This window comes from Thioalkalivibrio sp. XN8, assembly GCF_011058255.1.
In the GTDB taxonomy this organism is placed as follows: domain Bacteria; phylum Pseudomonadota; class Gammaproteobacteria; order Steroidobacterales; family XN24; genus XN24.
Genome location: NZ_JAALFH010000065.1, coordinates 178636 through 201097 on the forward strand (window position 1 = coordinate 178636; position 22462 = coordinate 201097).

25 protein-coding genes are annotated in these 22462 nt (G+C 69.5%); 11 read left to right on the forward strand and 14 right to left on the reverse strand.

Annotation, left to right across the window (positions count from 1 at the left end):
- A complete protein-coding gene (locus tag G6N75_RS10970; RefSeq protein WP_165348398.1) occupies nt 1-489 on the reverse strand; it encodes a DUF3305 domain-containing protein in 489 nt (162 codons plus the stop codon).
- Between the two features lie 192 nt (nt 490-681).
- Here G6N75_RS10970 and G6N75_RS10975 point away from each other — a divergent pair, with 192 nt between their 5' ends.
- Nucleotides 682-1635 carry a helix-turn-helix transcriptional regulator gene (locus G6N75_RS10975; protein WP_165348399.1) on the forward strand — a complete coding sequence of 318 codons (954 nt, stop codon included), beginning with the start codon at nt 682-684 and terminating at the stop codon, nt 1633-1635.
- A gap of 43 nt (nt 1636-1678) precedes the next feature.
- Here G6N75_RS10975 and G6N75_RS10980 read toward each other — a convergent pair whose 3' ends face one another.
- A complete protein-coding gene (locus tag G6N75_RS10980) occupies nt 1679-1894 on the reverse strand; it encodes a DUF6494 family protein (protein ID WP_206203080.1) in 216 nt (71 codons plus the stop codon).
- A gap of 56 nt (nt 1895-1950) precedes the next feature.
- Nucleotides 1951-3327: a sigma-54 dependent transcriptional regulator gene (locus G6N75_RS10985; RefSeq protein ID WP_165348400.1), complete on the reverse strand. Its 1377-nt coding sequence runs from the start codon at nt 3325-3327 to the stop codon at nt 1951-1953.
- A 273-nt stretch (nt 3328-3600) separates the two neighbouring features.
- Between G6N75_RS10985 and G6N75_RS10990 the strand changes: the two genes are divergently transcribed.
- From G6N75_RS10990 to glp, 4 genes are all read left to right on the forward strand, one after another.
- Complete coding sequence (locus G6N75_RS10990; RefSeq protein WP_165348401.1) at nt 3601-4305, forward strand: ABC transporter permease; 705 nt, start codon at nt 3601-3603, stop codon at nt 4303-4305.
- Nucleotides 4298-5074 carry an ATP-binding cassette domain-containing protein gene (locus tag G6N75_RS10995; protein ID WP_165348402.1) on the forward strand — a complete coding sequence of 259 codons (777 nt, stop codon included), beginning with the start codon at nt 4298-4300 and terminating at the stop codon, nt 5072-5074. Before G6N75_RS10990 ends, G6N75_RS10995 begins: the two co-directional genes overlap by 8 nt.
- A 65-nt stretch (nt 5075-5139) precedes the next feature.
- Nucleotides 5140-5760, forward strand: a complete 621-nt coding sequence (mobA, locus tag G6N75_RS11000) for a molybdenum cofactor guanylyltransferase MobA (RefSeq protein ID WP_165348403.1) — start codon at nt 5140-5142, stop codon at nt 5758-5760.
- Nucleotides 5757-7016 carry a gephyrin-like molybdotransferase Glp gene (gene glp / locus G6N75_RS11005; protein WP_165348404.1) on the forward strand — a complete coding sequence of 420 codons (1260 nt, stop codon included), beginning with the start codon at nt 5757-5759 and terminating at the stop codon, nt 7014-7016. Before mobA ends, glp begins: the two co-directional genes overlap by 4 nt.
- A gap of 50 nt (nt 7017-7066) precedes the next feature.
- Here glp and G6N75_RS11010 read toward each other — a convergent pair whose 3' ends face one another.
- On the reverse strand, nt 7067-8203 hold the full coding sequence (locus G6N75_RS11010; protein ID WP_165348405.1) for a porin: 1137 nt from the start codon (nt 8201-8203) through the stop codon (nt 7067-7069).
- A 58-nt stretch (nt 8204-8261) separates the two neighbouring features.
- Complete coding sequence (locus G6N75_RS11015) at nt 8262-9020, reverse strand: substrate-binding domain-containing protein (RefSeq protein ID WP_346765525.1); 759 nt, start codon at nt 9018-9020, stop codon at nt 8262-8264.
- 134 nt (nt 9021-9154) lie between these two features.
- Here G6N75_RS11015 and moaB point away from each other — a divergent pair, with 134 nt between their 5' ends.
- Genes moaB through G6N75_RS11035 form a run of 4 tightly spaced genes read left to right on the forward strand, consistent with a single transcriptional unit; the run spans nt 9155 to nt 11798 of the window.
- Nucleotides 9155-9673, forward strand: coding sequence for a molybdenum cofactor biosynthesis protein B (gene moaB / locus G6N75_RS11020; RefSeq protein WP_206203081.1), 519 nt, complete (start codon nt 9155-9157; stop codon nt 9671-9673).
- Nucleotides 9670-10746 carry a hypothetical protein gene (locus G6N75_RS11025; RefSeq protein WP_165348406.1) on the forward strand — a complete coding sequence of 359 codons (1077 nt, stop codon included), beginning with the start codon at nt 9670-9672 and terminating at the stop codon, nt 10744-10746. Before moaB ends, G6N75_RS11025 begins: the two co-directional genes overlap by 4 nt.
- A complete protein-coding gene (gene yqeC / locus G6N75_RS11030; RefSeq protein ID WP_165348407.1) occupies nt 10743-11519 on the forward strand; it encodes a selenium cofactor biosynthesis protein YqeC in 777 nt (258 codons plus the stop codon). Before G6N75_RS11025 ends, yqeC begins: the two co-directional genes overlap by 4 nt.
- The gene (locus G6N75_RS11035; RefSeq protein ID WP_165348408.1) at nt 11520-11798 is read left to right on the forward strand and encodes a MoaD/ThiS family protein; all 279 of its coding nucleotides are present in this window, start codon (nt 11520-11522) and stop codon (nt 11796-11798) included.
- A 25-nt stretch (nt 11799-11823) separates the two neighbouring features.
- On the opposite strand, the gene G6N75_RS11040 is transcribed toward G6N75_RS11035, so the two are convergent.
- From G6N75_RS11040 to G6N75_RS11080, 9 genes are read right to left on the reverse strand one after another with little or no spacing between them, the layout of a single operon-like run.
- The gene (locus tag G6N75_RS11040; RefSeq protein ID WP_165348409.1) at nt 11824-12279 is read right to left on the reverse strand and encodes a hypothetical protein; all 456 of its coding nucleotides are present in this window, start codon (nt 12277-12279) and stop codon (nt 11824-11826) included.
- 14 nt (nt 12280-12293) lie between these two features.
- Nucleotides 12294-12704: a CBS domain-containing protein gene (locus G6N75_RS11045; RefSeq protein WP_165348410.1), complete on the reverse strand. Its 411-nt coding sequence runs from the start codon at nt 12702-12704 to the stop codon at nt 12294-12296.
- 10 nt (nt 12705-12714) lie between these two features.
- Nucleotides 12715-12906, reverse strand: coding sequence for a (Na+)-NQR maturation NqrM (gene nqrM / locus G6N75_RS11050; RefSeq protein ID WP_165348411.1), 192 nt, complete (start codon nt 12904-12906; stop codon nt 12715-12717).
- A gap of 4 nt (nt 12907-12910) precedes the next feature.
- Nucleotides 12911-14131, reverse strand: coding sequence for an NADH:ubiquinone reductase (Na(+)-transporting) subunit F (gene nqrF, locus G6N75_RS11055; RefSeq protein ID WP_165348412.1), 1221 nt, complete (start codon nt 14129-14131; stop codon nt 12911-12913).
- A 9-nt stretch (nt 14132-14140) separates the two neighbouring features.
- Nucleotides 14141-14749: an NADH:ubiquinone reductase (Na(+)-transporting) subunit E gene (gene nqrE / locus G6N75_RS11060; RefSeq protein ID WP_165348413.1), complete on the reverse strand. Its 609-nt coding sequence runs from the start codon at nt 14747-14749 to the stop codon at nt 14141-14143.
- The gene (locus tag G6N75_RS11065) at nt 14749-15408 is read right to left on the reverse strand and encodes an NADH:ubiquinone reductase (Na(+)-transporting) subunit D (RefSeq protein ID WP_165348414.1); all 660 of its coding nucleotides are present in this window, start codon (nt 15406-15408) and stop codon (nt 14749-14751) included. Before G6N75_RS11065 ends, nqrE begins: the two co-directional genes overlap by 1 nt.
- Entirely contained in the window at nt 15405-16232 is an 828-nt protein-coding gene (locus G6N75_RS11070; protein WP_165348415.1) for a Na(+)-translocating NADH-quinone reductase subunit C, read from the reverse strand. Before G6N75_RS11070 ends, G6N75_RS11065 begins: the two co-directional genes overlap by 4 nt.
- On the reverse strand, nt 16225-17439 hold the full coding sequence (locus tag G6N75_RS11075; RefSeq protein WP_165348416.1) for an NADH:ubiquinone reductase (Na(+)-transporting) subunit B: 1215 nt from the start codon (nt 17437-17439) through the stop codon (nt 16225-16227). The genes G6N75_RS11070 and G6N75_RS11075 overlap by 8 nt, the downstream gene beginning before the upstream one ends.
- Nucleotides 17439-18794, reverse strand: a complete 1356-nt coding sequence (locus tag G6N75_RS11080) for a Na(+)-translocating NADH-quinone reductase subunit A (protein ID WP_165348417.1) — start codon at nt 18792-18794, stop codon at nt 17439-17441. The genes G6N75_RS11075 and G6N75_RS11080 overlap by 1 nt, the downstream gene beginning before the upstream one ends.
- A gap of 205 nt (nt 18795-18999) precedes the next feature.
- Between G6N75_RS11080 and G6N75_RS11085 the strand changes: the two genes are divergently transcribed.
- Complete coding sequence (locus tag G6N75_RS11085) at nt 19000-20394, forward strand: DUF4397 domain-containing protein (protein ID WP_165348418.1); 1395 nt, start codon at nt 19000-19002, stop codon at nt 20392-20394.
- Nucleotides 20395-20413: 19 nt separating this feature from the next.
- Nucleotides 20414-22462 carry a S9 family peptidase gene (locus tag G6N75_RS11090; protein WP_165348419.1) on the forward strand — a complete coding sequence of 683 codons (2049 nt, stop codon included), beginning with the start codon at nt 20414-20416 and terminating at the stop codon, nt 22460-22462.

Below are 22462 nucleotides of genomic sequence, written 5' to 3' on the forward strand. Positions count from 1 at the left end.
TCACTGCGGGCTGTCGCCGGTCCAGTCTTCGCGCTTGCGCTTGCGTTTCGGCCGCGGCTTGAAGTGGGTCATGACGAACTCCTCGAGCTGCCCGACAACCTCGGGCGGGATCGGCACGGAGAAGACCTTGTAGTCCGCCTCGACCGCACTGGTCGATTCGGCATGGTCGGCGGTGACGTCGATCGGTTCGAGCTCGCCGTTCTCGTCCTCGCTGCAGACGATGAACAGCGACGGGCGGGCCCCCGTCAGGTTGAACCAGTAGGTTTCGGCGGCGTCCCGATAGAGCTCCAGGCGCAGGCCGTCCCACAGGTACTGGGTCGCATCCTCGCTGTCGCGCAGCGGGACCCGCCGTGCCTCGCCGGCGGCGAAACGCTCGCCCACCAGCACGGCCACGCCTTCCCAGTTGACCAGGTTCCAGCCCGAACGCTGGATAAGCTTGCGCGCCAGCACGACGCCGACGGGAATGCTGAGCTGTGGTGTAGGTCGCATAAGAATCCGCTGAACTCGGGGGCCGGACAATGCAGGGGGCCGGACCGGCAAGGGTACCAGCTTGCCCCGCGACCCGCTCGGCCGGCAGCGGACCAGGTCCGGACCGCAGAAGGATACGGAATGTTTCTTGCATGACTCAAGCACCGGGGCGCGCTCGCGAGGCCCCCGCCGGCAACCCCCGGAGGGATGGAGATGGCGACATTCGAAGACCGGCTGGAAGACGTCGCAGCCGAAGCCGCCGCCGGTCGCCGGCCGGACGAGGAGCTGCCGCGTTTCATGAGCGTGCGGCAGGTGGCGCGCTACCTGCAGGTCAACGAGAAAAAGATCTATGCCCTGGTGGCCGACGGTATCATCCCGGCCAGCAAGGTTACGGGCAAATGGCTGTTTCCCCGGGACCTGGTGGACCAGTGGCTGCTGGAATCGAGCCATGGCGGCCTGCTGGCGGACCGCATGCTGCTGGCCGGCAGCGACGACCCGCTGATCTACCGGGTCATCATGCAGATTGCCAACGAGGTCCAGGCCAAGGCGCTGATCAGTTACACGTCCACCGGGACCCAGCTCGGCCTGTCGCTGCTGGCGCGGCGCCGGGCGGACATCTGCGGAATTCACTGGGGACCGGCCGAGGAGAGCCGCCAGCGCCATCCCGCCCTCCTGCGCCAGTACCCCCAGCATCACGACTGGGTGCTGGTGCGGGGCTTCCTGCGCGAGCAGGGCCTGATGGTTGCCCCGGCCCTGGCGGGCAGCGACCCCGAGGAACTGTTCTCCCGCGACAAGCAATGGGTAATGCGCCAGGAGGGCGCCGGATCGCGGCGCTTCCTGCAGGAACTGATCGCCCGCCACGGCCTCGACCCGGCCTCGCGCCGGGGCTCGACGCGCGCTTACTCGGAGCGTGACGCCGCCTCCGCCATCGCGATGGGCTACGCGGACGTCGGCATCGGCGTCCGCGCTGCCGCCACCGAGTTCGGGCTGGACTTCATGCCCATCGGCTGGGAAGCCTTCGACTTCGCCATGCACCGGCGCATGTTCTTCCGCACCCTGTTCCAGAAGATGGTGGATTACCTGCGCGGCTCGGAGTGCCACCGGCTGGCCCAGAAATTCGGCGGCTACGACTTCAGCGAGACCGGCAACCTGGTCTGGCCGGTGTAGCTGCCACGGCGCCCGCCCTGCGGCGGGCGCCATGGCCCGCAAGTCAGGCGAGCTCGAGCTTTCCGTCGATCACCTGGTGCACGCCGAGCCCGGGCAGCTCGAGCGTGACTTTCGCCGCGACGCTGTCGCCGGCGCCGAGCTGGCCCGCTTCGACCGCCGCGCGGACCGCCTGCTCGATTTCCCGTTGGGAGGTGATACCGACGACTTTCAGGAACTTGCGGATCTCGAGGTTGAACTTGTCCTCGTTCAATGCGCTCATGGCTGTACTCCTTCAGGTTGGGTTCGTGGTCGGATGCGGGCGCTGAGCCGGCCGGCTCAGGCCGTGTCGTTGTCGTGACCGCCGCCGGGCAGGCGGCGTTCGAGCGTTTTGCGGGATACGCCGAGCCGGCGTGCGGCCGCGGACTTGTTGCCGCCGACGGCGCGCAGCACCCGCGCCATGTGATGCTGCTTGACCTGCTCCAGGGTCCAGTCGAGCGGATACGCCCCGCTGTCGACCGGGTCGGGCTCCGGCAGGATGCGGAGCTGGTCCAGGGCCAGCCCGCCGAGCATCAGGCTGCGCTCGATGAAGTTCTTCAGCTCGCGGACGTTGCCGGGCCAGCGGTAACGCTGCAGGCGCTGCATGGCCTCGGGCGTCAGCGGCAGCGGCGCCACGCCGAGCGTGGCGGACAGGCGCCCCATGAAATGCGCCGCGAGCACGGCGATGTCCTCGACCCGGTCGCGCAGGGGCGCCAGGTTGACCTGCGCCACGTTGAGCCGGAAATAGAGGTCCTCGCGGAAACGTCGCTCCTGCACCAGGGCCGGCAGTTCGTGCTGCGTCGAGGCCAGCACGCGCACGTCCACCGGCACCTCGCGGTCGCCGCCCACGGGACGCAGCGCGCCCTCCTCCAGCACCCGCAGCAGCTTTACCTGCAGCGAGAACGGCATCTCGCTGATTTCGTCGAGATACAGCGTGCCGCCGCGCGCCGCCACGAACAGGCCCTCGCGCTCCTGGTGGGCGCTAGTGAAAGCGCCCTTGGTGTGGCCGAAGAGTTCGCTCTCCAGCAGCTCCGGCGCGATCGCGCCGCAGTTGACCGCGACGAACTGCCCGCGGCGCATGCTCAGCACGTGCAGCCACCGCGCCACCAGTTCCTTGCCGGTGCCGGTCTCCCCCTCGATCAGCACCGTGCCCGGCAGCGGCGCGATGCGCTGGACCAGGTCGCGCACCTCGCACATCTGGGGACTGTCCCCAACCAGGTCGCGGTCCCGCACGATGCCGTCCCGCGCCTGGAGCCGGGGCGCCGCAGCCGGCTCGGCCGCCTGGACGCCGAGGCGCCGCAGGGCCTCGAGCAGGGCGTCCAGCTCCAGCGGGCGGGTCAGTACCGCCGCCGTCCGGCCGGCCAGCGCCTGCTGCAGGCCGGGCGCCTGGCCGGGCTCGGCCAGCACGGCGGCGCGGACCTGCACGCCCTCGCGCGCCAGTTCGTCCAGCCAGTCCACTGCGGCCGCGTCCGGCAGCTCGGCATTCACCACCAGGAAGCCGAAATGGCAGCGCGCCATCAGCTGGCTGGCCTTCAGCGCGCCCTCGGCGGAATCCACCAGCGCCACGTGGCGGCGCATGGCCTGGCGCAGCTGGCTGCGGAAATCGGGACCGCCGCCGACGATGAGCACCGACGCGCCCCTGAGGTCACTGGCCTGGTTGTCTGCTGCGAGTTGCAAAAGGTTGTTCCCGTGGAAGGCGGTGCCTTGGCAAGAGGGTGGCGAAGGCTAACTGGTGCGTCAGAATTGCGCAAGGCGCCCGGAGAGCCGGCGCAAAATGTCGCACTGCGTCAGATTTTCCCCTGGATGCAGGGACTGGGCTCGGCCATGGTAACCGATCCTTACCGCAAGTGCCCTGATGGCACTGGCTTTGCATGATCCAGGTACCCGGCCCCACCCGGGCGCGCCAGCCGGCGCGCCTGACTCCGGCAGCAGGAAATATCCGCCGACACGATGAATGACTTTTCCGCCGCTTTTGCCATGGCGGCCCAGCTGGTTTTGAGCCTCGACCCGGAACTGGTCGAGATCGTGCTGCTGTCCCTTTATGTGAGCCTGTCGTCGGTGGCCCTGGCGGCGCTGTTCGGGCTGCCACTGGGGGCCACCGTCGGCATGCTGCGCTTTCCCGGCCGGCGCGCCGTCATCGTCATGATGAACGCACTGATGGGCCTGCCGCCGGTGGTGGTCGGGCTGGTGGTGTACATGCTGCTGTCGCGTGCGGGGCCGCTCGGCGAGTTCGGGCTGCTGTTCACGCCGACCGCGATGATCATCGCGCAGTTCATCCTGGTGGCGCCGATCGTCAGCGCCCTGTCCCGCCAGGTGGTGGAAGACCTGCACGAGGAATACGGCGAGCACCTGCGCTCGCTCGACGCCGGGCCGCTCGACAGCGTCGCCACGCTGTTGTGGGACGGGCGTTTCCGCCTCCTTACCGCGGTCCTGGCCGGCTTCGGCCGCGCCATCGCCGAGGTCGGCGCCGTGCTCATCGTCGGCGGCAACATCCTGCATCACACGCGCGTGATGACCACCACCATCGCGCTGGAGACCAGCAAGGGCAACCTGGCCCTGGCCCTGGCGCTCGGCATGATCCTCATCGTGCTCGCGGCCGCGGTGAACGCCGCGGCCAGCATCCTGGCCGGCATGGGGGAGCGGCAGCATGGCTGAGGTCCGGGCAACCCACGACAGGCGCGCGGCCAGCACGGACCAGGCGCCAGCCGCGCATCCCCTCATGCCGCTCGAGGTGCACGGGGTCGGCTTTGCCGCCGGCGGCAAGCAGATCATCGACAACGTCAGTTTCACCATTCGCGGCGGGGCGCGCACCGTCATTCTCGGCCCCAACGGCTCGGGCAAGAGCCTGCTGCTGCGGCTGCTGCACGGGCTGCTGGCCCCGGCGTCGGGGCGCATCAGCTGGGCCGGGTTGAGTCCCGCGCGGGCACGGCGGCGGCAAGGCATGGTCTTCCAGCGCCCGGTGATGCTGCGACGCTCGACCCTGGCCAACCTGACGCATGCCCTGGCAGTGCATGGCATGCCGCGCGCCCAGCGCAGGGAGCAGGCCCGCCGTGCGCTTGCCGTGGCCGGCCTGGAAGACCGGGCGCGGCAGCCCGCCCGGACCCTGTCTGGTGGCGAGCAACAGCGTCTTGCGATCGCCCGCGCCTGGGCGCTCGAGCCCGAGGTGCTGTTGCTGGACGAGCCCACTGCGAATCTCGACCCGGAAGCGACTGCGGCGATCGAGGCGCTGGTGCGCGCCGTCGAGGCGCGCGGGACACGGATCATCATGACCACGCATGACATCGGCCAGGCGCGGCGACTTGCCACCGAGGTCATGTTCCTGCATCGCGGCCGCCTGCTGGAGCACGATGCAGCGCATGCCTTCTTCGCCGGCCCCGCGACGCCGGCCGCCGCCAGCTTCATCGGCGGCGGCCTGCCGCTCTGAGACGGCACGCAGCCGGCACCAAAAATCCTTAACATTGCCGGCCGGCCCGCTATCATGCAGACCCCATGGACGCGCAAGACACACGACTGCCCATCACCGCGGTGATCCTCGCCGGCGGCCGCGCCACGCGCATGGGCGGCCAGGACAAGGGCCTGGTGCAGCTCGCCGGGCGGCCCATGATCGCCCATGTGCTGGCGGCGCTGGCGCCGCAGGTGGAATGGCTGGTGGTCAACGCCAACCGCAACCTCGATCGCTACGCCGGCTTCGGCTGGCCCGTGGTGCGCGACGACGACACCGGCTTCCTCGGGCCGCTGGCGGGGCTGGCGGCAGGGATGCGCGCGGCCTCCACGGCGCTGGTCATGACCGCGCCGTGCGACTGCCCGATGCTGCCGCCCGACCTGGCGCCGCGCCTGCGCGACGCACTCGAACGGGAGGACGCGGAAATCGCCGTGCCGCATGACGGCGAGCGCCTGCAGCCCGTGTTCATGCTGGTCAAACGCGAGCTCAGGGACAGCCTCGAGACCTACCTCTCCAGCGGCGGCCGCAAGATCGACCGCTGGTTCGAGCACCATCGCCTCGCGGAAGTGGATTTCTCGGACCGGCCGGACACCTTCGTCAACGTCAACGACCCGGATGAGCGGCGCGCCGTCGAGGCGCAGCTCGCAGCCGCAGGAATCACGCGATGAAACACCAGAACCCCGGCTGCGGCGGCGGCCACGACGACCCGGCGCAGCCCCTGCATGAGGCACTGGCGCGGATCACGGCGGCGATCCGCCCGGTGGAGGGTTTCGAGTGCGTAGCCACGCGCGACGCCCTGGACCGCGTGCTCTACGCGCCGGTGCATTCCTCCGTCGACGTGCCCGCGTACAGCAACTCCGCCATGGACGGCTACGCCCTCGCCGGGGCCGGCCTGCCCACCGCGGGCGAGCGCGCCTTTCGCGTCATCGGCGCCGCGTTCGCCGGGCATCCCTTCGCCGGCACGGTCGGCGACGGTGAGTGCGTGCGCATCATGACCGGCGCGCCCGTGCCCGACGGCGCCGACACGGTGGTGATGCAGGAACGTGTGCGCCGCGAGGGCGACGATGCGCACATCGGCGCCGGCCACCGGCCCGGCGACAACGTGCGCATGGCGGGCGAGGACCTGAAGGCCGGGGCCGTGGCGCTGGAGCCGGGCGTGCTGCTGCGCCCGGCCCACCTCGGCCTGGTCGCCTCGCTGGGCATCGGGGAAGTAAAAGTGCGCCGCCGCCCGCGCGTGGCGTTCTTTTCCACCGGCGACGAACTGGCCTCCATCGGCGAGCCGCTCGGCCCGGGCCAGATCTTCGACAGCAACCGCTACACCCTGTTCGGCATGCTGACCCGCCTCGGGGTCGAGGTCATCGACCTCGGCGTGGTGCGCGACACGCGCGAGGACCTGGAGCAAGCCTTTCACCTCGCAGCGGCGCAGGCCGACGCCATCATCACCTCCGGGGGCGTGTCCGTGGGCGAGGCCGACTTCGTCACCGAGACGCTGGACAAGATCGGCGACGTCGGGTTCTGGACCGTGGCCATCAAGCCGGGGCGGCCGGTGGCCTTCGGCCGGGTCCAGGGCGCGCTGTTCTTCGGCCTGCCCGGCAACCCGGTCTCGGTGATGGTGACCTTCTACCAGCTGGTGCAGCCGGCGCTGCGCATTCTCTCGGGCGTCGCCGCGCCCGAGGCCCCGGCGCTGGTCACCGCGGTGCTGGAGTCACGGCTGAAGAAGAAGCCGGGGCGGCGCGAGTTCCAGCGCGGGGTGCTGCGGACTGCGGCGGACGGCAGCTATCGCGTCGAGACGGCGGGCAGGCAGGGGTCGGGCATCCTGCGCTCCATGGCGCACGCCAACTGCTTCATCGTCCTGCCGGAGGATTGCGGCGACAAGGACGCAGGCTCGCAAGTGACGGTGCAACCCTTCACCGGCCTGTGCTGAGCCGCGCCCCGAAGGAGCGCGGCCCAGCCGGATTGCGCGCCTTTGACCAGTCAGAAATGAAATGCAGCCCGCCCGATGAGGATGTCGGGCGACTCGTCGCCCACGACCTGCCCATCCACTACGGCATCGCTGTCCTGCACGTCCACCATGATGTAGTTCAGCATGAAGCGCACGTTCGGGTTGGCGTAATAATTCACGCCGACTGAAATGTTGTCCTGCTCACCGCCCTGGAAACCGGAGTCGTTCAGGTCGATGCTGCTATAGCGCAGCGCCAGTTCCCATGCGCCCCGTGCCGGGTCGCCGGGCGTGATGCCACGGAAGCGGCCGCCACGATACCCGCGCGTCTCGCCCGTGAGCATCCACGACCCGTGCACGTACCAGCCTGAGAAATCGGGCTCAGCGCCCGCGCTGCGGCCTACGCCGACGCCGAGATACTCCCCCTGGACCATCAACGGCCCGGACTGGAATGCCGCCTCGAAGCCATACTTGGTGGTGCTCTCGACGTCGCTGATGCTGCCCGTGTCGATCAGCCGGTTGCCGTCGGCGCGGGCCTCGGGACGGTCGGAGAAACGCGCGCTGGCGTAGTCGCGCACGTCCTCGTAAGCCACGGACAAGCCCAGGTGTAACAGGCCCGCATCGAGTTGCGGCGCGTACATGAAGCGCGCGCCGATGCCGATGGGATCGTCGCCCGGCTCGTTATCGCCAATGGCGCGGCCGTAGACCATGCCCTGGAAGCCCAGGGCGCCGCTGAAATAGTCGTAACCCAGGCCCAGCCGATAACCGTCCACCAGGGCGTTGGAGGGCGATGGCCGCTCGATGAAGGGCATGGTATTGGTGCTGGACAGCTCCTCCATGCCCTGGGGCACTTTGGTGTGGCCGATGTTCAGCGTGCCGCCACGCCAGTTCCGCCGCAGGACCACGTCCTGCGCGCTGGTGTCGTTCTCGGCGAAGTCGTATTCGATGACCGCCGACCAGTCGTCCGTGAGCACGCCCTGCATCCCGATGCGGGTGCGGCGCACGTTGAACCCGTCATCCAGGTCGAGTTCGTCGTTGTCGTGGATGCCGTAATCCAGGTGCAGGCGGCCGCGTAGCTCGAACTCGGGGGCCGCAGCAGCAGCGACCGGGTAATAAGCCAGCGCGGCGCCGAGCATCGTGCACAGCGCAACGTGCAAGGTTGTTTGTTTCATCTTGGGATTCCCTCTTGCTCCGTCTATGGGCCGAGCGCGCAGGAGAGAACACGCCGCGTCATTCGGCGTGAGCGCTCGGGAAAAACAGTTGCTCGCCGCGCACTTTGAAATCCGCAATTGCCGACTGGCCGGCGGCGGACACCAGCCACTCGTGCCAGGCCCGCGCCAGGTCGTGCTTCAGGTGGGGCAGCCGCTCGGGGCTGAGCAGCAGGCTGCCGTACTGGTTGAACAGCGCCGGGTCGCCCTCGAACACGATCTCGAGGTCCCGGCGGTTGGCAAAGGCGATCCAGGTGCCGCGATCGGCCAGCACGTAGGCGTCCATTGCCGCGGCGGAGTTCAGGGTCGCGCCCATGCCGCTGCCGAGCTCGCGATACCAGCTGGCTTTCGGCAAGCCGCCGGCCGACTCCCAAATGCGCTGTTCTGCGCGGTGGGTGCCGCTGTCGTCGCCACGGGAGGCGAAGATCGCTTCGTTGGCGCGGATCATCCGGAAGGCCTCGGCCACCGTGCTGGCGGCCTTGACGCCGGCGGGATCGCCGGCCGGCCCGATGACCACGAAGTCATTGTACATCACGTCGCGGCGCTCGGCGGCATAGCCTTCCGCCACCATCTGCTCCTCGCCAGCCGTGTCGTGGACCAGCAGGCAATCGGCGTCGCCGTTGCGGGCGATGGCAAATGCCTGGCCGGTGCCCACCGCCACCACGCGGACGTCGATGCCGGTAGCGCTGCGGAATAGCGGGACGAGATGAGAGAACAGGCCGGTGTTTTGCGTCGACGTCGTGGAGGCCAGTACGATGAAGCGGCCGTCTTGCGCGGACACGACACCACTTGCGCCAGCCAAAAGGCAGGCAACCACGAGCAGCCAGGGGCGCAGGCGAAAGCGGTCCAAGAGGCCCTCCGCGAGTTCGCGTCGATTACAATGGCCCGTCCCGCCAGGCCAACCGGAACGCAATTATGACCGAACGCAGCTTCGTCCCGCTCAACATCGCCGTGCTGACCGTTTCCGACAGCCGCGGCGAGGCCGAGGACAAGTCCGGCAAGCTGCTGGTCGAGCGTCTCGGCAAGGCCGGGCACCATTGCCACGAGAAGCGCATCGTGCGCGACGACGTCTACCAGATCCGCGCCTTGGTCTCGGCCTGGATCGCGGACCCCCAAGTACACGCCATCATCACCACCGGCGGCACCGGGGTGACCGGGCGTGACGGCACCCCGGAAGCCGTGCAGCCGCTGCTGGACAAGACCCTGGACGGCTTCGGCGAGATCTTCCGCATGATCTCCTGGCAGCAGATCAAGACCTCGACCATCCAGTCGCGCGCCGTCGCCGGCGTGGCCAACGGCACTTACGTGTTCTGCGTGCCAGGCTCCTCGGGCGCCTGCGCCACGGCCTGGGACGAGCTCATCGAGGCGCAGCTGGACAAGCGCACGCGGCCCTGCAACCTCGTGGACCTGATGCCGCGGCTGCTGGAGACATGAGCCAAGCGCAGCGCATGCTGCTGGTCGGCACCCAGAAAGGCCTGTTTATCGCCCGGCCCGATGGCGACGGCTGGACCCTGGACGGGCCGCACATCGCGGGCTACGAGATCATCCACTGCTGCGCCCCGCCGCACGAGCCAGGCGTGATCTACGCTGCGGCAAGCCACAAGATCTGGGGTGCGCACATCTACCGCAGCGAGGACGGCGGGCGCAGCTGGGCGTCGCTCCCGGGAGCCCCGCAACATCCGGCCGGCCTGCACAATACGGCACTGAGGTCGATCTGGTACCTGGCCGCGGCCCCCGGGGGGCGGCTGTACGCGGGCATCGACCCGGCCGGGCTGTTCTACAGCGACGACCGCGCCGCCAGCTGGCATCCCGTCACGGCGCTCAACGAGCACCCGACGCGCGACACCTGGGAGCCTGCGCGTGGCGGCTTCTCGATGCACTCCATCCGCATCGACCCGGCCAACCCGGACCGGATGTGGGTCGCGGTGTCGGCGGGCGGGGTTTATCGCAGCGAGGACGGCGGCGCCAGCTGGACGCCGGCCAACGCCGGGGTGCGGGCCGAGAACCTGCCCAACCCGCTGCCGGAAACCGGCCACAACGTCCACCGGCTGGTGCTGCATCCCCGGCGCCCGGAGCGCCTCTATCGGCAGTGCTACCACGGCACCTGGCGCAGCGACGACGGCGGCCGCAGCTGGGTCGAGATCACCGCCGGCCTGCCGGGCAACTTCGGCTACGCCATCGCCGTGGACCCGCGCGACCCCGAGACGCTCTACCAGGTGCCGGAGGCCGACTCGCATATGCGCACCGTGGTCGACGGCCGGCTGCGGGTGTACTGCAGCCGCGACGCCGGCGCCAGCTGGGCTGCCATGAGCAACGGCCTGCCGCAGAGCCATGCCTGGGTCACGGTGCTGCGCGAGGCCATGGATGCCGACGCCGAAAACGGCGTGTATCTCGGCACCTCGGGCGGGCACCTGTTCGCGAGCCGCGACGGCGCGCGCAGCTGGCACCTGGCCGCAGGCTTCCTGCCGCGCATTCTGTCGGTGCAGTCGGTGGGCGACGCGGCATGAGCGGTGCCGACCTGCTGGAACTGCTGGGCGCGCGCGAGGGCATCGTCTGCGCCACCGGCGCCGGCGGCAAGAAGAGCGTGCTGTTCGCCATCGCGGCGCGGCATGCCGGGCGCGTCGCCTTCACCACCACCGTGCGCACCCTGCCGCCGCCGGAGGCGCTGGGCGGACAGGTCGTCCTCGCAAACGAGGACCAGCTGGAAGAAGAGCTGCGCGCGCTCGGGCCGCAACCTTTCGTCCCCTATGCCTGTGCCGGGGACAAGCCGGGCCGCCTCGCCGCCGTACCCGGCGCCCGCATCACGGCGCTGCACCGTGCGCTCGGCTTCGATGTCACGCTGGTGAAGGCCGACGGCGCGCGCATGCGCTGGGTCAAGGCCCCGGCGCCGGACGAGCCGGTGCTGCCGCCCGGCACCACCACGCTGCTGCCGGTGATGTCGGCGCGCGCGCTCGGCGAACCGCTCGGGGAGCGCATCGCGCACCGCGTCGAGCGAATCGCGGAACTCGTCGGCATCGCGCCCGGCGAACCTTTCACCCCGGCCTGCGCGGCACGCTTGCTGGCGAGCCCGGATGGCCTGCTGAAAGGCTGCGGAGACGCCAGGGATGCGGGGAACATCCGGGTGGTGCCGGTGATCAACATGGTGGACGACGCGGAGAAGCTCGCGCTGGCGACGGCCACTGCCGAGGCCGCGCTGGAGTTGACTGACCGCTTCGAGCGGGTAGTGTTGATGAGACTGAACCGGCCCGAACCCGTGGTCGCCGTCATCGGAGCCCGCTGAGTGAGCACCGTCACCGTACAGATTCCGCCGCCGCTGCGGCCCTTCGCCGACCAGGCCGCCGCGCTCGAAATCGAGGCAACGACCGTGGGCGAGGCGCTGGCGCGCATCGGCGCCGGGCGCGAAGCGCTGATCTCGCGCGTGCTGACGCCCGAAGGGGAACTTCGACCCTACGTGAACGTGTTCGTCGGTGCGCGCAATGCCCGTCACCTGGACGGGCTCAGCACGCCGCTCGACGACGGCGACGTGGTGGCGATCATCCCCGCAGTCGCGGGGGGCTGAAACCTGGCGGCGGCCGAGGCGGCCGCTAGAAATCCATCAGCATGTTCGAGTTTCGCGCCAGCTTGTGCTTCTCGCGCTCGGCGCGCGCCCGCAGGCTGGCGAACAGCTCTTTCTGCTCCGGCGTGCCGCTCTTGGCTTCCAGCCGCAGGTACAAGCCCTCCAGCCACGCCAGCACTTCCAGCCCGAGGCCGAGCAGCTCGTCGGGATCCGCTTTCTCGTGCAGCGCTTCCTTGATGCGGGCATGGATCCCCGTGTCGTTGATGGTGAAGGGATCCCATTCCTTCAGCGCCGGGTCTTCCGCGCGGTGGCTGAAGCTGCGGACGCTTTCGGCCAGTTCCTTTTCCCGCTCGCTCATGTACTCCAGCATCATGCGCGAGCGGCCCTTGGCGGTGCGCCCGGCCAGCTCCGCGTAGGCATCGGCCAGCCCCTCGTGGAACTCTTCGATATAGGACATGACTTCGCCGGTCTGGTTGAATCTCATGCGGGGCTCCCGTCTCAGGGCCGTTCCTGTTCCATTTCCTGCAGCGCGTGAAGGACGTCACGCAGGCTGATGTTGCCGACCACGCGGCTGTTCTTCAGCACCGGCAGGCCGCGGTGGTAGAACTGCCCGCCGCCGTGCAGCAGCTTGGCGATGTCCATGATGCTGTCGTCGATGTCGACGGTCTCGAACTCGGTGCACATGAAGTCGCGCACGCGCCCGCCGCGGGAGCCGTGGTAACCGGCCTGCATTTCCGCCGCCAGGCAGTCGGTCTCGGACAGCACGCCGACGAGGTTGCCGAGCCGGTCGATCACCGGCCCGCCGTAAATGCCCTTCTCGACCATGATGCCGGCCGCCTCCAGCACCTCCATCTCGGGGGAGAACCGGATCAGGTTGCGGGACATGTAATCGCGTGCCGTGAAGCCCATGGCCCTCACCTCATTGCCCTTGCGCCGCGCGCCGGCGCGCGCAGGGACGACGGCAGGCGCCGCCGCAGTCGGAGTCCACGCCCGGCACCCGGTTGAGGCCGCCGCAGCTGCCCTCGATGCGCCCGCGCCCAGCCATCACGCCGATGGCCATGCCGGCGATGGCAGTGAGAAACAGCAGGAAAGCGATCACGAATACGGCCATGCGCTCAGCCTCCGAAGTCGTCGAGGAGGATATTGTCCTTCTCGACCCCGAGGTCCGCCAGCATTTTCAACACCGCCTGGGTCATCATCGGCGGCCCGCAGATGTAGTACTCGATGTCCTCCGGCGCGGGGTGGTCCTTGAGGTACTTGTCGTACAGCACCTCGTGGATGAAGCCGGTGTCCCCCTGCCACTCGTCTTCCGGCAGCGGGTCGGACAGCGCGATATGCCAGCTGAAGTTCTCGTGCTTGCGCTCGAGCTCCTCGAATTCCTCGTGGTAGAACATTTCGCGCTTGCTGCGCGCGCCGTACCAGAACGTCATCTTGCGGCTGCTGCTGAGGCGCTTGAGCTGGTCGAAGATGTGCGCACGCATCGGGGCCATGCCGGCGCCGCCGCCGATGAAGCACATCTCGGCGTTGGTCTTCTTGGCGAAGAACTCGCCGTAGGGCCCGGAGATCGTGACCACGTCGCCGGGCTCGAGGCCGAAAATGTACGAGGACATGATCCCAGGCGGCACATCCGGCATGCGCGGCGGGGGCGTCGCCACCCGGACGTTGAGCATCACCATGCCCTTCTCCTCCGGGTAGTTGGCCATGGAGTAGGCGCGCATCACCGGCTCCTCGACCACGGAGCGCAGCTTGAACAGGTCGAAGCGATCCCAGTCCTCACGGAACTTGTCCGGGATCTCGAAATCGGCGTAGTCCAGCCGGTGCGGCGGCGCCTCGATCTGGATGTAGCCGCCGGCGCGGAAGTTGAGTTCCTCGCCTTCGGGCAGCTCCAGCACCAGTTCCTTGATGAAGGTGGCCACGCTGCGGTTGGAGCGCACGCGACACTGCCAGCGCTTGATGCCGAAGACCTCGCGCGGCACCTCGATGCGCATGTCCTGCTTCACCATCACCTGGCAGGACAGCCGCTCGCCCGCGGCGGCCTCGCGCTTGTTGATGTGGGAGGTCTCGGTCGGCAGGATCACGCCGCCGCCCTCCTGCACCTTGACCTTGCACTGGCCGCAGGTGCCGCCGCCGCCGCAGGCCGAGGCGACAAACAGCTTGGCGTCCGCCAGCGCGCCGAGCAGCTTGGTGCCCACGGGGGCGTGAATCGTCCTCTCGTCATTGATGACGATGTTCACCTGGCCGGTGGCGACCAGGCGGGAGCGCGCCGCCAGGATGATGAACACCAGCGACATCACGATGAAGGTGAACAGGACTACGCCGAGACCGATGACCAGCATGGCGTCCTCCTACAGCTGGATCCCGGAGAAGGCCATGAACGCCATGGCCATCAGCCCGGTGGTGATGAAAGTGATGCCGAGGCCCTGCAGGCCCGCGGGGACGTCGCTGTACTTGAGCTTCTCGCGGATTCCCGCCAGCGCGATGATGGCGAGCGCCCAGCCCACGCCGCTGCCGAGGCCGTAGGTCACGCTCTGGGCGAGGTCGTAGTTGCGCTCCACCATGAACAGGCTGCCGCCGAGGATGGCGCAGTTCACGGTGATCAGCGGCAGAAAAATACCCAGCGCCGAATACAGCGCGGGGAAGAACCGGTCCAGCGTCATCTCCAGGATCTGCACCATCGCCGCGATGACGCCGATGTAGGTGATCAGGCCGAGGAAGGACAGGTCCACGTCCGGCAGGCCGGCCCAGTCGAGCGCGCCGGGCCGCAGCATGAACTGGTAGATGACGGCGTTCGCCGGCACGGTGATCGCCTGCACCACCACCACGGCGAGGCCGAGGCCGATGGCGGTCTCCACCTTCTTCGACACGGCGAGGAAGGTGCACATGCCGAGGAAGAAGGCGAGCGCGAGGTTCTCGATGAAGACCGCGCGCAGGAACAGGCCGAGCAAGCCTTCCATCACACGACCTCCGTCCTGTGCACGACATGGATCTGGTACTCGGGCTTCTCGACCTGCGCCGGCTTCCAGGCGCGGATGGCCCAGATCATCAGGCCAATGATGAAGAACGCCGAGGGCGCCAGCAGCATCAGGCCGTTGGGCACGTACCAGCCGCCCTCGCTGACCAGCGGCAGGATTTCGATGCCGAACAGCTTGCCGGAACCGAACAGCTCGCGCATGAAGGCCACCACCAGCAGGACGAGCCCGTAGCCCAGGCCGTGGCCGATGCCGTCGAGCACGCTGGGCACCACCGGGTTGCTCGAGGCGTAGGCCTCGGCGCGCCCCAGCACGATGCAGTTGGTGATGATCAGGCCGACGAACACTGACAGCTGGCGGCTGATGTCATAGGCGAAGGCCTTGAGGAACTGGTCCACCAGGATCACCAGCGAGGCGATGATGGTCATCTGGATGATGATGCGGATGTTGCCGGGCATGTGGTTGCGGATGGCACTGATCGCCGCGCTGGAGCAGGCGATGACGAAGGTCAGCGCCAGGCCCATGATCAGGGCCGGGATCATCTGCGTGGTCACCGCCAGGGCCGAGCAGACGCCCAGCACCTGCAGCGTGATCGGGTTCCGGTCGATGACCGGTTCGATGAGGATTTTGCCGGTGCCGCTCATATGCCCTCCTCCCGCAGCCGCGTGAGGAAGGGCCCGAAGCCCTGCTCACCCAGCCAGTACTGCACCATGTTGCTGACCCCGTCAGCTGTCAGGGTCGCGCCCGAAAGCCCATCCACGGACCACTCCGCCCACTCGGAATTCGGATCGACGGTGCCGTGCACCACCTGCAGGCGCACCTCGCCCTCCGGGCCGAAAACCCTGCGACCCTCCCACCTGGCGAGCCAGCGTGGATTCTCGATCTCGCCGCCGAGTCCGGGCGTCTCGGCGTGCTGGTAAAACGTCAGGCCGCGCACTTCCTGGCCGTCACCCGACAGTGCGAGGAAGCCGTACATCGTCGACCACAGGCCGTAGCCGTGCACCGGCAGGATCACCATGTCGAGTGCGCCGGCGTCGTCGCGCACCAGGTACACCTGGGCGTAACGCGCACGACGCGAAATGCCGGCGACGTCGTCCCAGGGCGGGATCGCCACGCCCATTTCCGGATTGCGCGCCGCCACCTGCGCGTCGAAGGTGTTCGGATCGTGTTCATCGCTGAACTCGCCCGTCTCCAGCTCCACCAGCCGCGTCTCGACGCCCTGGAACAGCTCCTCCACCGGGCGGCCGGGCTCCATCAGTCCGGCCACCTCGAGAATGCGCGCCTTGCGCGCCAGCTCGACGTTGCGCTCCTGCATCGGCTTGAGCAGCACGGCCGCCGAGGACACCAGCACCGAGCACACCAGCGACAGCACGATGGTGACCAGCAGCATCTTGGCGACGCTGTCGTTCGGCAGCGCCAGCAAGCGGCCGAACAGGCCGGTGGGCGCCTTCGCGTTCGACTCAGACATACTTGCGCATCCTCCGTCGCACGTTGGCCTGCACCACGAAGTAGTCGATCAGCGGCGCGAACACGTTGGCCAGCAGGATGGCCAGCATGATGCCCTCGGGGAACGCCGGGTTGATGACCCGGATCAGCGCCGTCAGCACGCCGATCAGCGCGCCGTAGACCAGCTTGCCGGTGGCGGTCATCGAGGCGCTCACCGGATCCGTGGCCATGAACACCAGGCCGAAGGCGAAGCCGCCGGCGACCAGGTGCCAGGTGACCGGCAGGTGCATGTAGGGGTTACTGTCCGGCCCGGCGAGGCCGTTGAACAGCCACACGGTGCCCAGCAGGCCGAGCAGTACGCCCAGCATGATGCGCCACGACGCCACCCGCGTATAAAGAAGGAACGCCGCGCCGATCAGGCAGGCGAAGGTCGACTCGGCGCCGATGGTGCCGGGCAGGAAGCCCATGAAGACGTCGTACAGCGTGTAGCCGGCAGCCTCGATCGCCTCCACCCCGCCCACCGGCGCCAGCGCCAGCGGCGTGGCCCCGCTGAAGCCGTCGACCGTCACCCAGACATCGTTGCCCGAGTTCTGGGCCGGGTAGGCGAAATAAAGGAACGCCCGCCCCGTCAGCGCCGGGTTGAGGAAGTTCTTGCCGGTGCCGCCGAATACTTCCTTGCCGATCACCACGGCGAAGCTGATGCCGAGCGCCACCTGCCACAGCGGAATGGTCGGCGGCAGGATCAGGGTGTAGAGCATCGAGGTGACGAGGAAGCCCTCGTTGACCTCGTGGTTGCGCACGATGGCGAACACCACCTCCCAGAACCCCCCGGCCGCCAGGGTCACGATGTAGACCGGCAGGAAGTACAGGAAGCCGTGCCAGAAGCAGGCCATGATGCTGGTCGGGTCGTAGCCGATGCCGAGCGCGGCGATGACGCTGCCCCGCCAGCCCTCGGCCGCCGTCAGGCCCATCTCGGCCATGGCCAGGTTGGCCTGCAGGCCGATGTTGTACATGCCGAACAGCGCGCAGGGCAGCACGGCGATGACGACGTAGGTCATCACCCGCTTCAGGTCGATGGCGTCGCGCACATGCGGCGCGCTGCGGGTCACGTCCTTGGGCGTGTACAGGAAGGTGTCGATCATCTCGTACAGCGCGCCGAGCTTGGCGAAACGCCCGCCGGGGCTGAACATCGGCTCGACGCGGTCGAGGAACTTGCGCAGGCCGGCCATCAGCCTTCCCTCTCGATCTGTTGCAGGCGCTCGCGAAGCACCGGGCCGTAGTCGTACTTGCCCGGGCAGACGAAGGTGCAGAGGGCCAGGTCCTCCTCGTCCAGCTCGAGCGCGCCGAGGCGCTGCGCCTCGTCCGTGTCGCCCACCACCAGCGCGCGCAGCAGCTGCGTCGGCAGGATGTCCAGTGGCATCACCCGCTCGTAAGAGCCGATCGGCACCATGGCGCGGGGGCTGCCGTTCTGGGTGGTGGTGAGCGAGAAGCGCCGCGTGGGCGGGCTGAGCGCGGAGAAAAAGGCCCGGGTCACCGAGAACTTCTCCCCGCCGGGCCGCAGCCAGCCGATGAACTCGCGCTGCCGCCCCTCGGCCAGCACCGTGACCTGCTGGTGGTAACGGCCCAGGTAGGCGCCCCAGCCGGCCGCCCGGTAGCCCGACCACACGGGGCCGGACAGGATGCGGCACTCGATGCGGTCCTCCAGTTCGCCCGTGATGAGCGGCTCTACATGCGCGCCCAGGCGCGTGCGCAGCAGCCGCGGGTTTTTCACCGGCGGCCCGCCCAGCGCCACGACGCGCGTGGGGTCCAGGCGCCCGGTGGTGAACAGCCGCCCGATGGCGATGACGTCCTGGTAGCCCAGGTGCCAGACCACGCGCTCGGCGTTGACCGGGTAGAGGAAATGAATCTGGGTGCCGACCAGGCCCGCCGGATGCGGCCCGGAGAATTCCGCCACCTGCAGGTTCTCCACCCCGGACGGGGTCGGCAGCCCGGCGCCCTCGGCCATGCTGAGGAACAGCGATCCGGTCGTCAGGCGCGACAGCACCGCGAGCCCGGCGCTGAAGTCCTCCGGGGCCTCGGCGACCACGACCGCGGGATCGGCTGCCAGCGGATTGGTATCCATGGCATTCACGAACACCGCGTGCGGCGTGGTCTCGGGATCCGGAATCTTGCTCCATGGCCGCGTGCGCAGCGCGCACCACAAGCCGGAGCGGGTCAGGTTCGCCACCACCAGCTCGCGGTCCAGGCCGGCCAGCTCCGCGCGGGGCCAGGACCGGAAAGTCTCCTCCGCCTCGCCCTCGAGGCGGATGACCACCGCCTGCAGGACGCGGCGCGCACCGCGGCGCACGGTGGTGACTACACCCGCGCCCGGCGCAGTCACCACGACGTCCGGGTGCCGCTTGTCGGAGAACAGGGGCTGGCCGAGCCGGACCTGGTCGCCTTCCTGCACGTGCATGGTGGGCTTGAGCTCGAGATAGTCCCGGCCGAGCACGGCGACCGCACCGACCGGCCGGGCGGGCTCGATGCGCTGCTGCGGCGCGCCCTTGAGCGGGAGATCAAGGCCGCGGCGAATCCTGATCTGCATGCTTGACTTCTGGCTGGAGGAATCCCCCGGCGCCGGCCTGCCGGCTGCGCCGCCCCGTGTTCTTTTCGTGCGCCGGAATTATACGCCAAGCAGCCGGCCTGCAGCCGCCGCCAGCGGCGGCGGCGCTGCGAGGGCTCCCGCGCGGTTACAATAGCTCCCCGCCGCCGGCTCGGCCGCGGCACCCGATGCACTGCCCGGAGTGACCATGCGCAGATTTCTTGCCCGGATTGCCCTCGTGGGATTGCTGGCCGGCCTGGCTTCCTGTGGCGGCGGCGACGGCCCCACCTATACCTGGCTGCGTGCACTGCACGCGGTCCCCGACGCGCCCGCGCTGCGCGTGAGCTTCGCCGACTTCGTCTTCCGCGAGAACATCTTCTTCGGCACGGTGACCGGCGAGCGCGGCGAGTCGCTGCTGGACGATACCGGGGCCAGCACCCGCGTGACCGTGGAGTACTTCGACTGGGACGGCGCCGCAGCCGGCACCTTGCTGGAACTCGACGCCCCGGTCGCCGCGGACTCCATCTCGACCCTCATCCTGACCGGCAGTTTCGACGCGCCGGAACCGATGTTCGTGGTCACTCCCCGGCGCGACCGCCCGCTCGACCGGCTGTATTTCCAGTTCGCCCATGCGGATCCCGGCCAGGACGCGCTGGACGTCTACGTCACCACGCCCGACACCGACCTGGCTTCGACCGCGCCGCTCGCGACCGTCGCGCCCCTCGCTCATTCCGAGTCCCTCGAAGTGCCCTTCGGCGCCACGCGCATCCGGCTGGCCCGCGCCGGCACCCTCGACGTGGTGCTGGACTCCGGCGAGCTCGATTTCGCCGAGAGCACGCTGGCCACCGGGCCCGGCGCCGAATGGCTGTTCGCCGTAGCGCCCAGCGTGGCCGCCGGGGCGTCGCCGGTATTCCTCCTCGGCAGCAGCGGGCGCAGCTCGGTGACCATTTTCGATGTCGGCACGGTGCCGCTGATCCGCGCCATCCACGGCGCCGCAGCCGTGGACCTGGCCGATTTCGAGGTGTTGACCGAACCCGTCCAGGTGCTCGTGGACGACCTGGGCTTCGGGCAGCGCTCGCCGCTGGTCCCGGCTCCCGAGGGCGAGGCGGTCTTCGCCTTCCGCGCGGTCGCCGCGCCCGAGGAACCGATCGCCTCCGCCATCGGGGCGCCCGTGCGCGGCACGGAGTACCTCGCGGCCCTGATCGACTCCGACACCGGCGGCTCGATCCTGTTCGAGCAAAGCCGGCTGCGCAGCGTCGTGACCGAGGCCCGCCTGCGGCTGGCACACCTGTCCGCCGACGGTGACCTGGTCTCGGTGCACCTGGCCGCCGCCGAGGACGAGCCCCTGTCCGCCGACACGCGCGTGCTGTTCAACTGGCCGCCGGGGCTCATCAGCACACACTTTTCGGTCGAGCCGGGCGAATATTTTCTGAGCATCACCACCCGGCCGGTGGACGACCCGGCGAACGAGACGGACCCGGTGCTCGTCGGCCCGGTGCCAGTCGACCTGACCGGCGGCGCCGTCGTCACGCTCACCCTGTTCCCGCCGCTGACAGAGGGCGAGCCGGAGACATTGCAGGTCTACGACGACCGGCTGCCCTGAACGAGGAGTAGAACCCGTCATGCCGATCCGCTACCGCCAAGCCCGCGCCATGGCCGCGCTGCTCTTCTCCCTGCTCATGCTGCCCGCCGCCGCGCTCGGCGCCGGCCTCGACCTGCGCCAGCTGCACGAGCTCCGTCAGGTCGGCGAGGTCGTCGCCAGCCCCGACGGCCGCTGGGTCGCCTATACCCTGGCTGTCCCGCGCGAGCTGTTCGTCGAAGACGACGGCCCGGCCTGGACCGAGCTGCACATCGCCGACGCGAACGGCGTGAGCCGCGCCTATGTGAGCGGCCAGGTGAACGTGCGCGCGATCGGCTGGACGCCCGACAGCGCCACCGTGACCTTCCTCGCCAAGCGGGGCGACGACGAGGTGCGCGGGCTCTACGGTATCGACGTGGGCGGCGGCGAAGCCCGGCGCCTGCTGGCGCACGCCACCGCCCTGAAGGACTACAGCCTCGCGCCGGACGGCCGCCAGGCGGCATTCATCGCCCGGACGGCGGAAACGGAAGCGGACAAGGAAGCGCGCAAGCACGGCTTCACCCAGCGCGTCTACGAGGAGGACGTGCGGCCGTTCCGGCTCTACGTGGCCGACCTGGGGGCCGACGGCGAGCCCCGGGAGCTGCCGCTGGAGGGGTCGGCCCAGGAAGTGCAGTGGAGCCCGGCCGGTGACCGGCTGGCAGTCAAGGTCAGCCCGCGCGAGCTGGTGGACGACGTGCTGATGAACTCGCGCATCCACCTCGTGGACGTCGCGGCGGGCGAGACGCTGGGCGTGGTCCGCACGCCCGGCAAGCTGGGCCGGATGGCCTGGGCGCCGGACGGCGGGCACCTCGCCCTCGTGATGGGCGCGGACGGCAGCGACCCCCGCGAGGGCCGGCTCGCCGTGGTCGGCCGGGACGGGGGCGAGCCGCGCGACCTGCTGCCGGGCCTCGAGGGGCACGTCTGGCACGTCGCCTGGCGCGACCGGGACCGCATCCTGTACCTCAGTTACGAGGGCGTGCAGGCCCGGCTCGGCGAGATCGGCCGCGACGGCCGGCGCGACCGGACCATCGTCGACGAGGGCCCCATCTGGCGCAGCCTGAGCGTGTCCGCCGACGGCAAGGTCGTGGCGCTGAGCGCCGACACGCCGGCGCACCCCCCGGAGGCATTCCGCCTCGAGGGCCGGGACCGGCCGCAGCAGCTCACGGTCAGCAATCCCTGGCTGGCCGACGTGGAGCTGGCGCGCCAGGAAGTGGTGCGTTACCGGGCGCGCGACGGCCTGGAGATCGAGGGCCTTTTGATCCATCCGCTGCAGCGCGCGGGTGAGGGACGCGTGCCGCTGATCCTCGCCGTGCACGGCGGCCCGGAGGCGCACTACAGCAACGGCTGGCTCAGCAGCTACAGCCAGCCGGGACAGGCGGCGGCGGCCCGCGGCTATGCCGTGTTCTATCCCAACTACCGCGCCAGCACCGGCCGCGGCGTCGCCTTCTCCAAGCTCAACCACGGACGGCCCGCCGCCGAGGAGTTCGACGACCTGGTCGACGGCGTCGACCACCTGGTGTCGATCGGGCTGGTGGACCGGGACCGGGTCGGCATCACCGGCGGCTCGTACGGCGGCTATGCCTCGGCCTGGGGTGCGACGCGCTACAGCGAGCGGTTCGCCGCCTCGGTGATGTTCGTGGGCCTCAGCGACAAGATCAGCATGCTCGGCACCAGCGACATCCCGACCGAGCTCTACCGGGTGCACTACCTCACCTGGCCATGGGAGAACTGGGCGCTGTACCGCGAGGCGAGCCCGATCTTCCATGCCGCCAACAGCCGCACGCCGACCCTGATCCTGCATGGCGAAGCCGACCCGCGCGTGGATCGCAGCCAGAGCATGATCCTGTACCGCTATCTCAAGCTGCTCGGCCAGGCGCCGGTCCGGCTGGTCCTGTATCCGGGCGAGGGCCACGGCAACCAGCGCGCCGCCAGCCGCTGGGACTATACGCTGCGGCTGATGCGGTGGATGGACCATTACCTGCAGGGCGAGGGGGGCGAGCCGCCGCCCTACCCGGTCGACGCGCGCGCGGCCTGGGAACCGGCCGGGCAATGA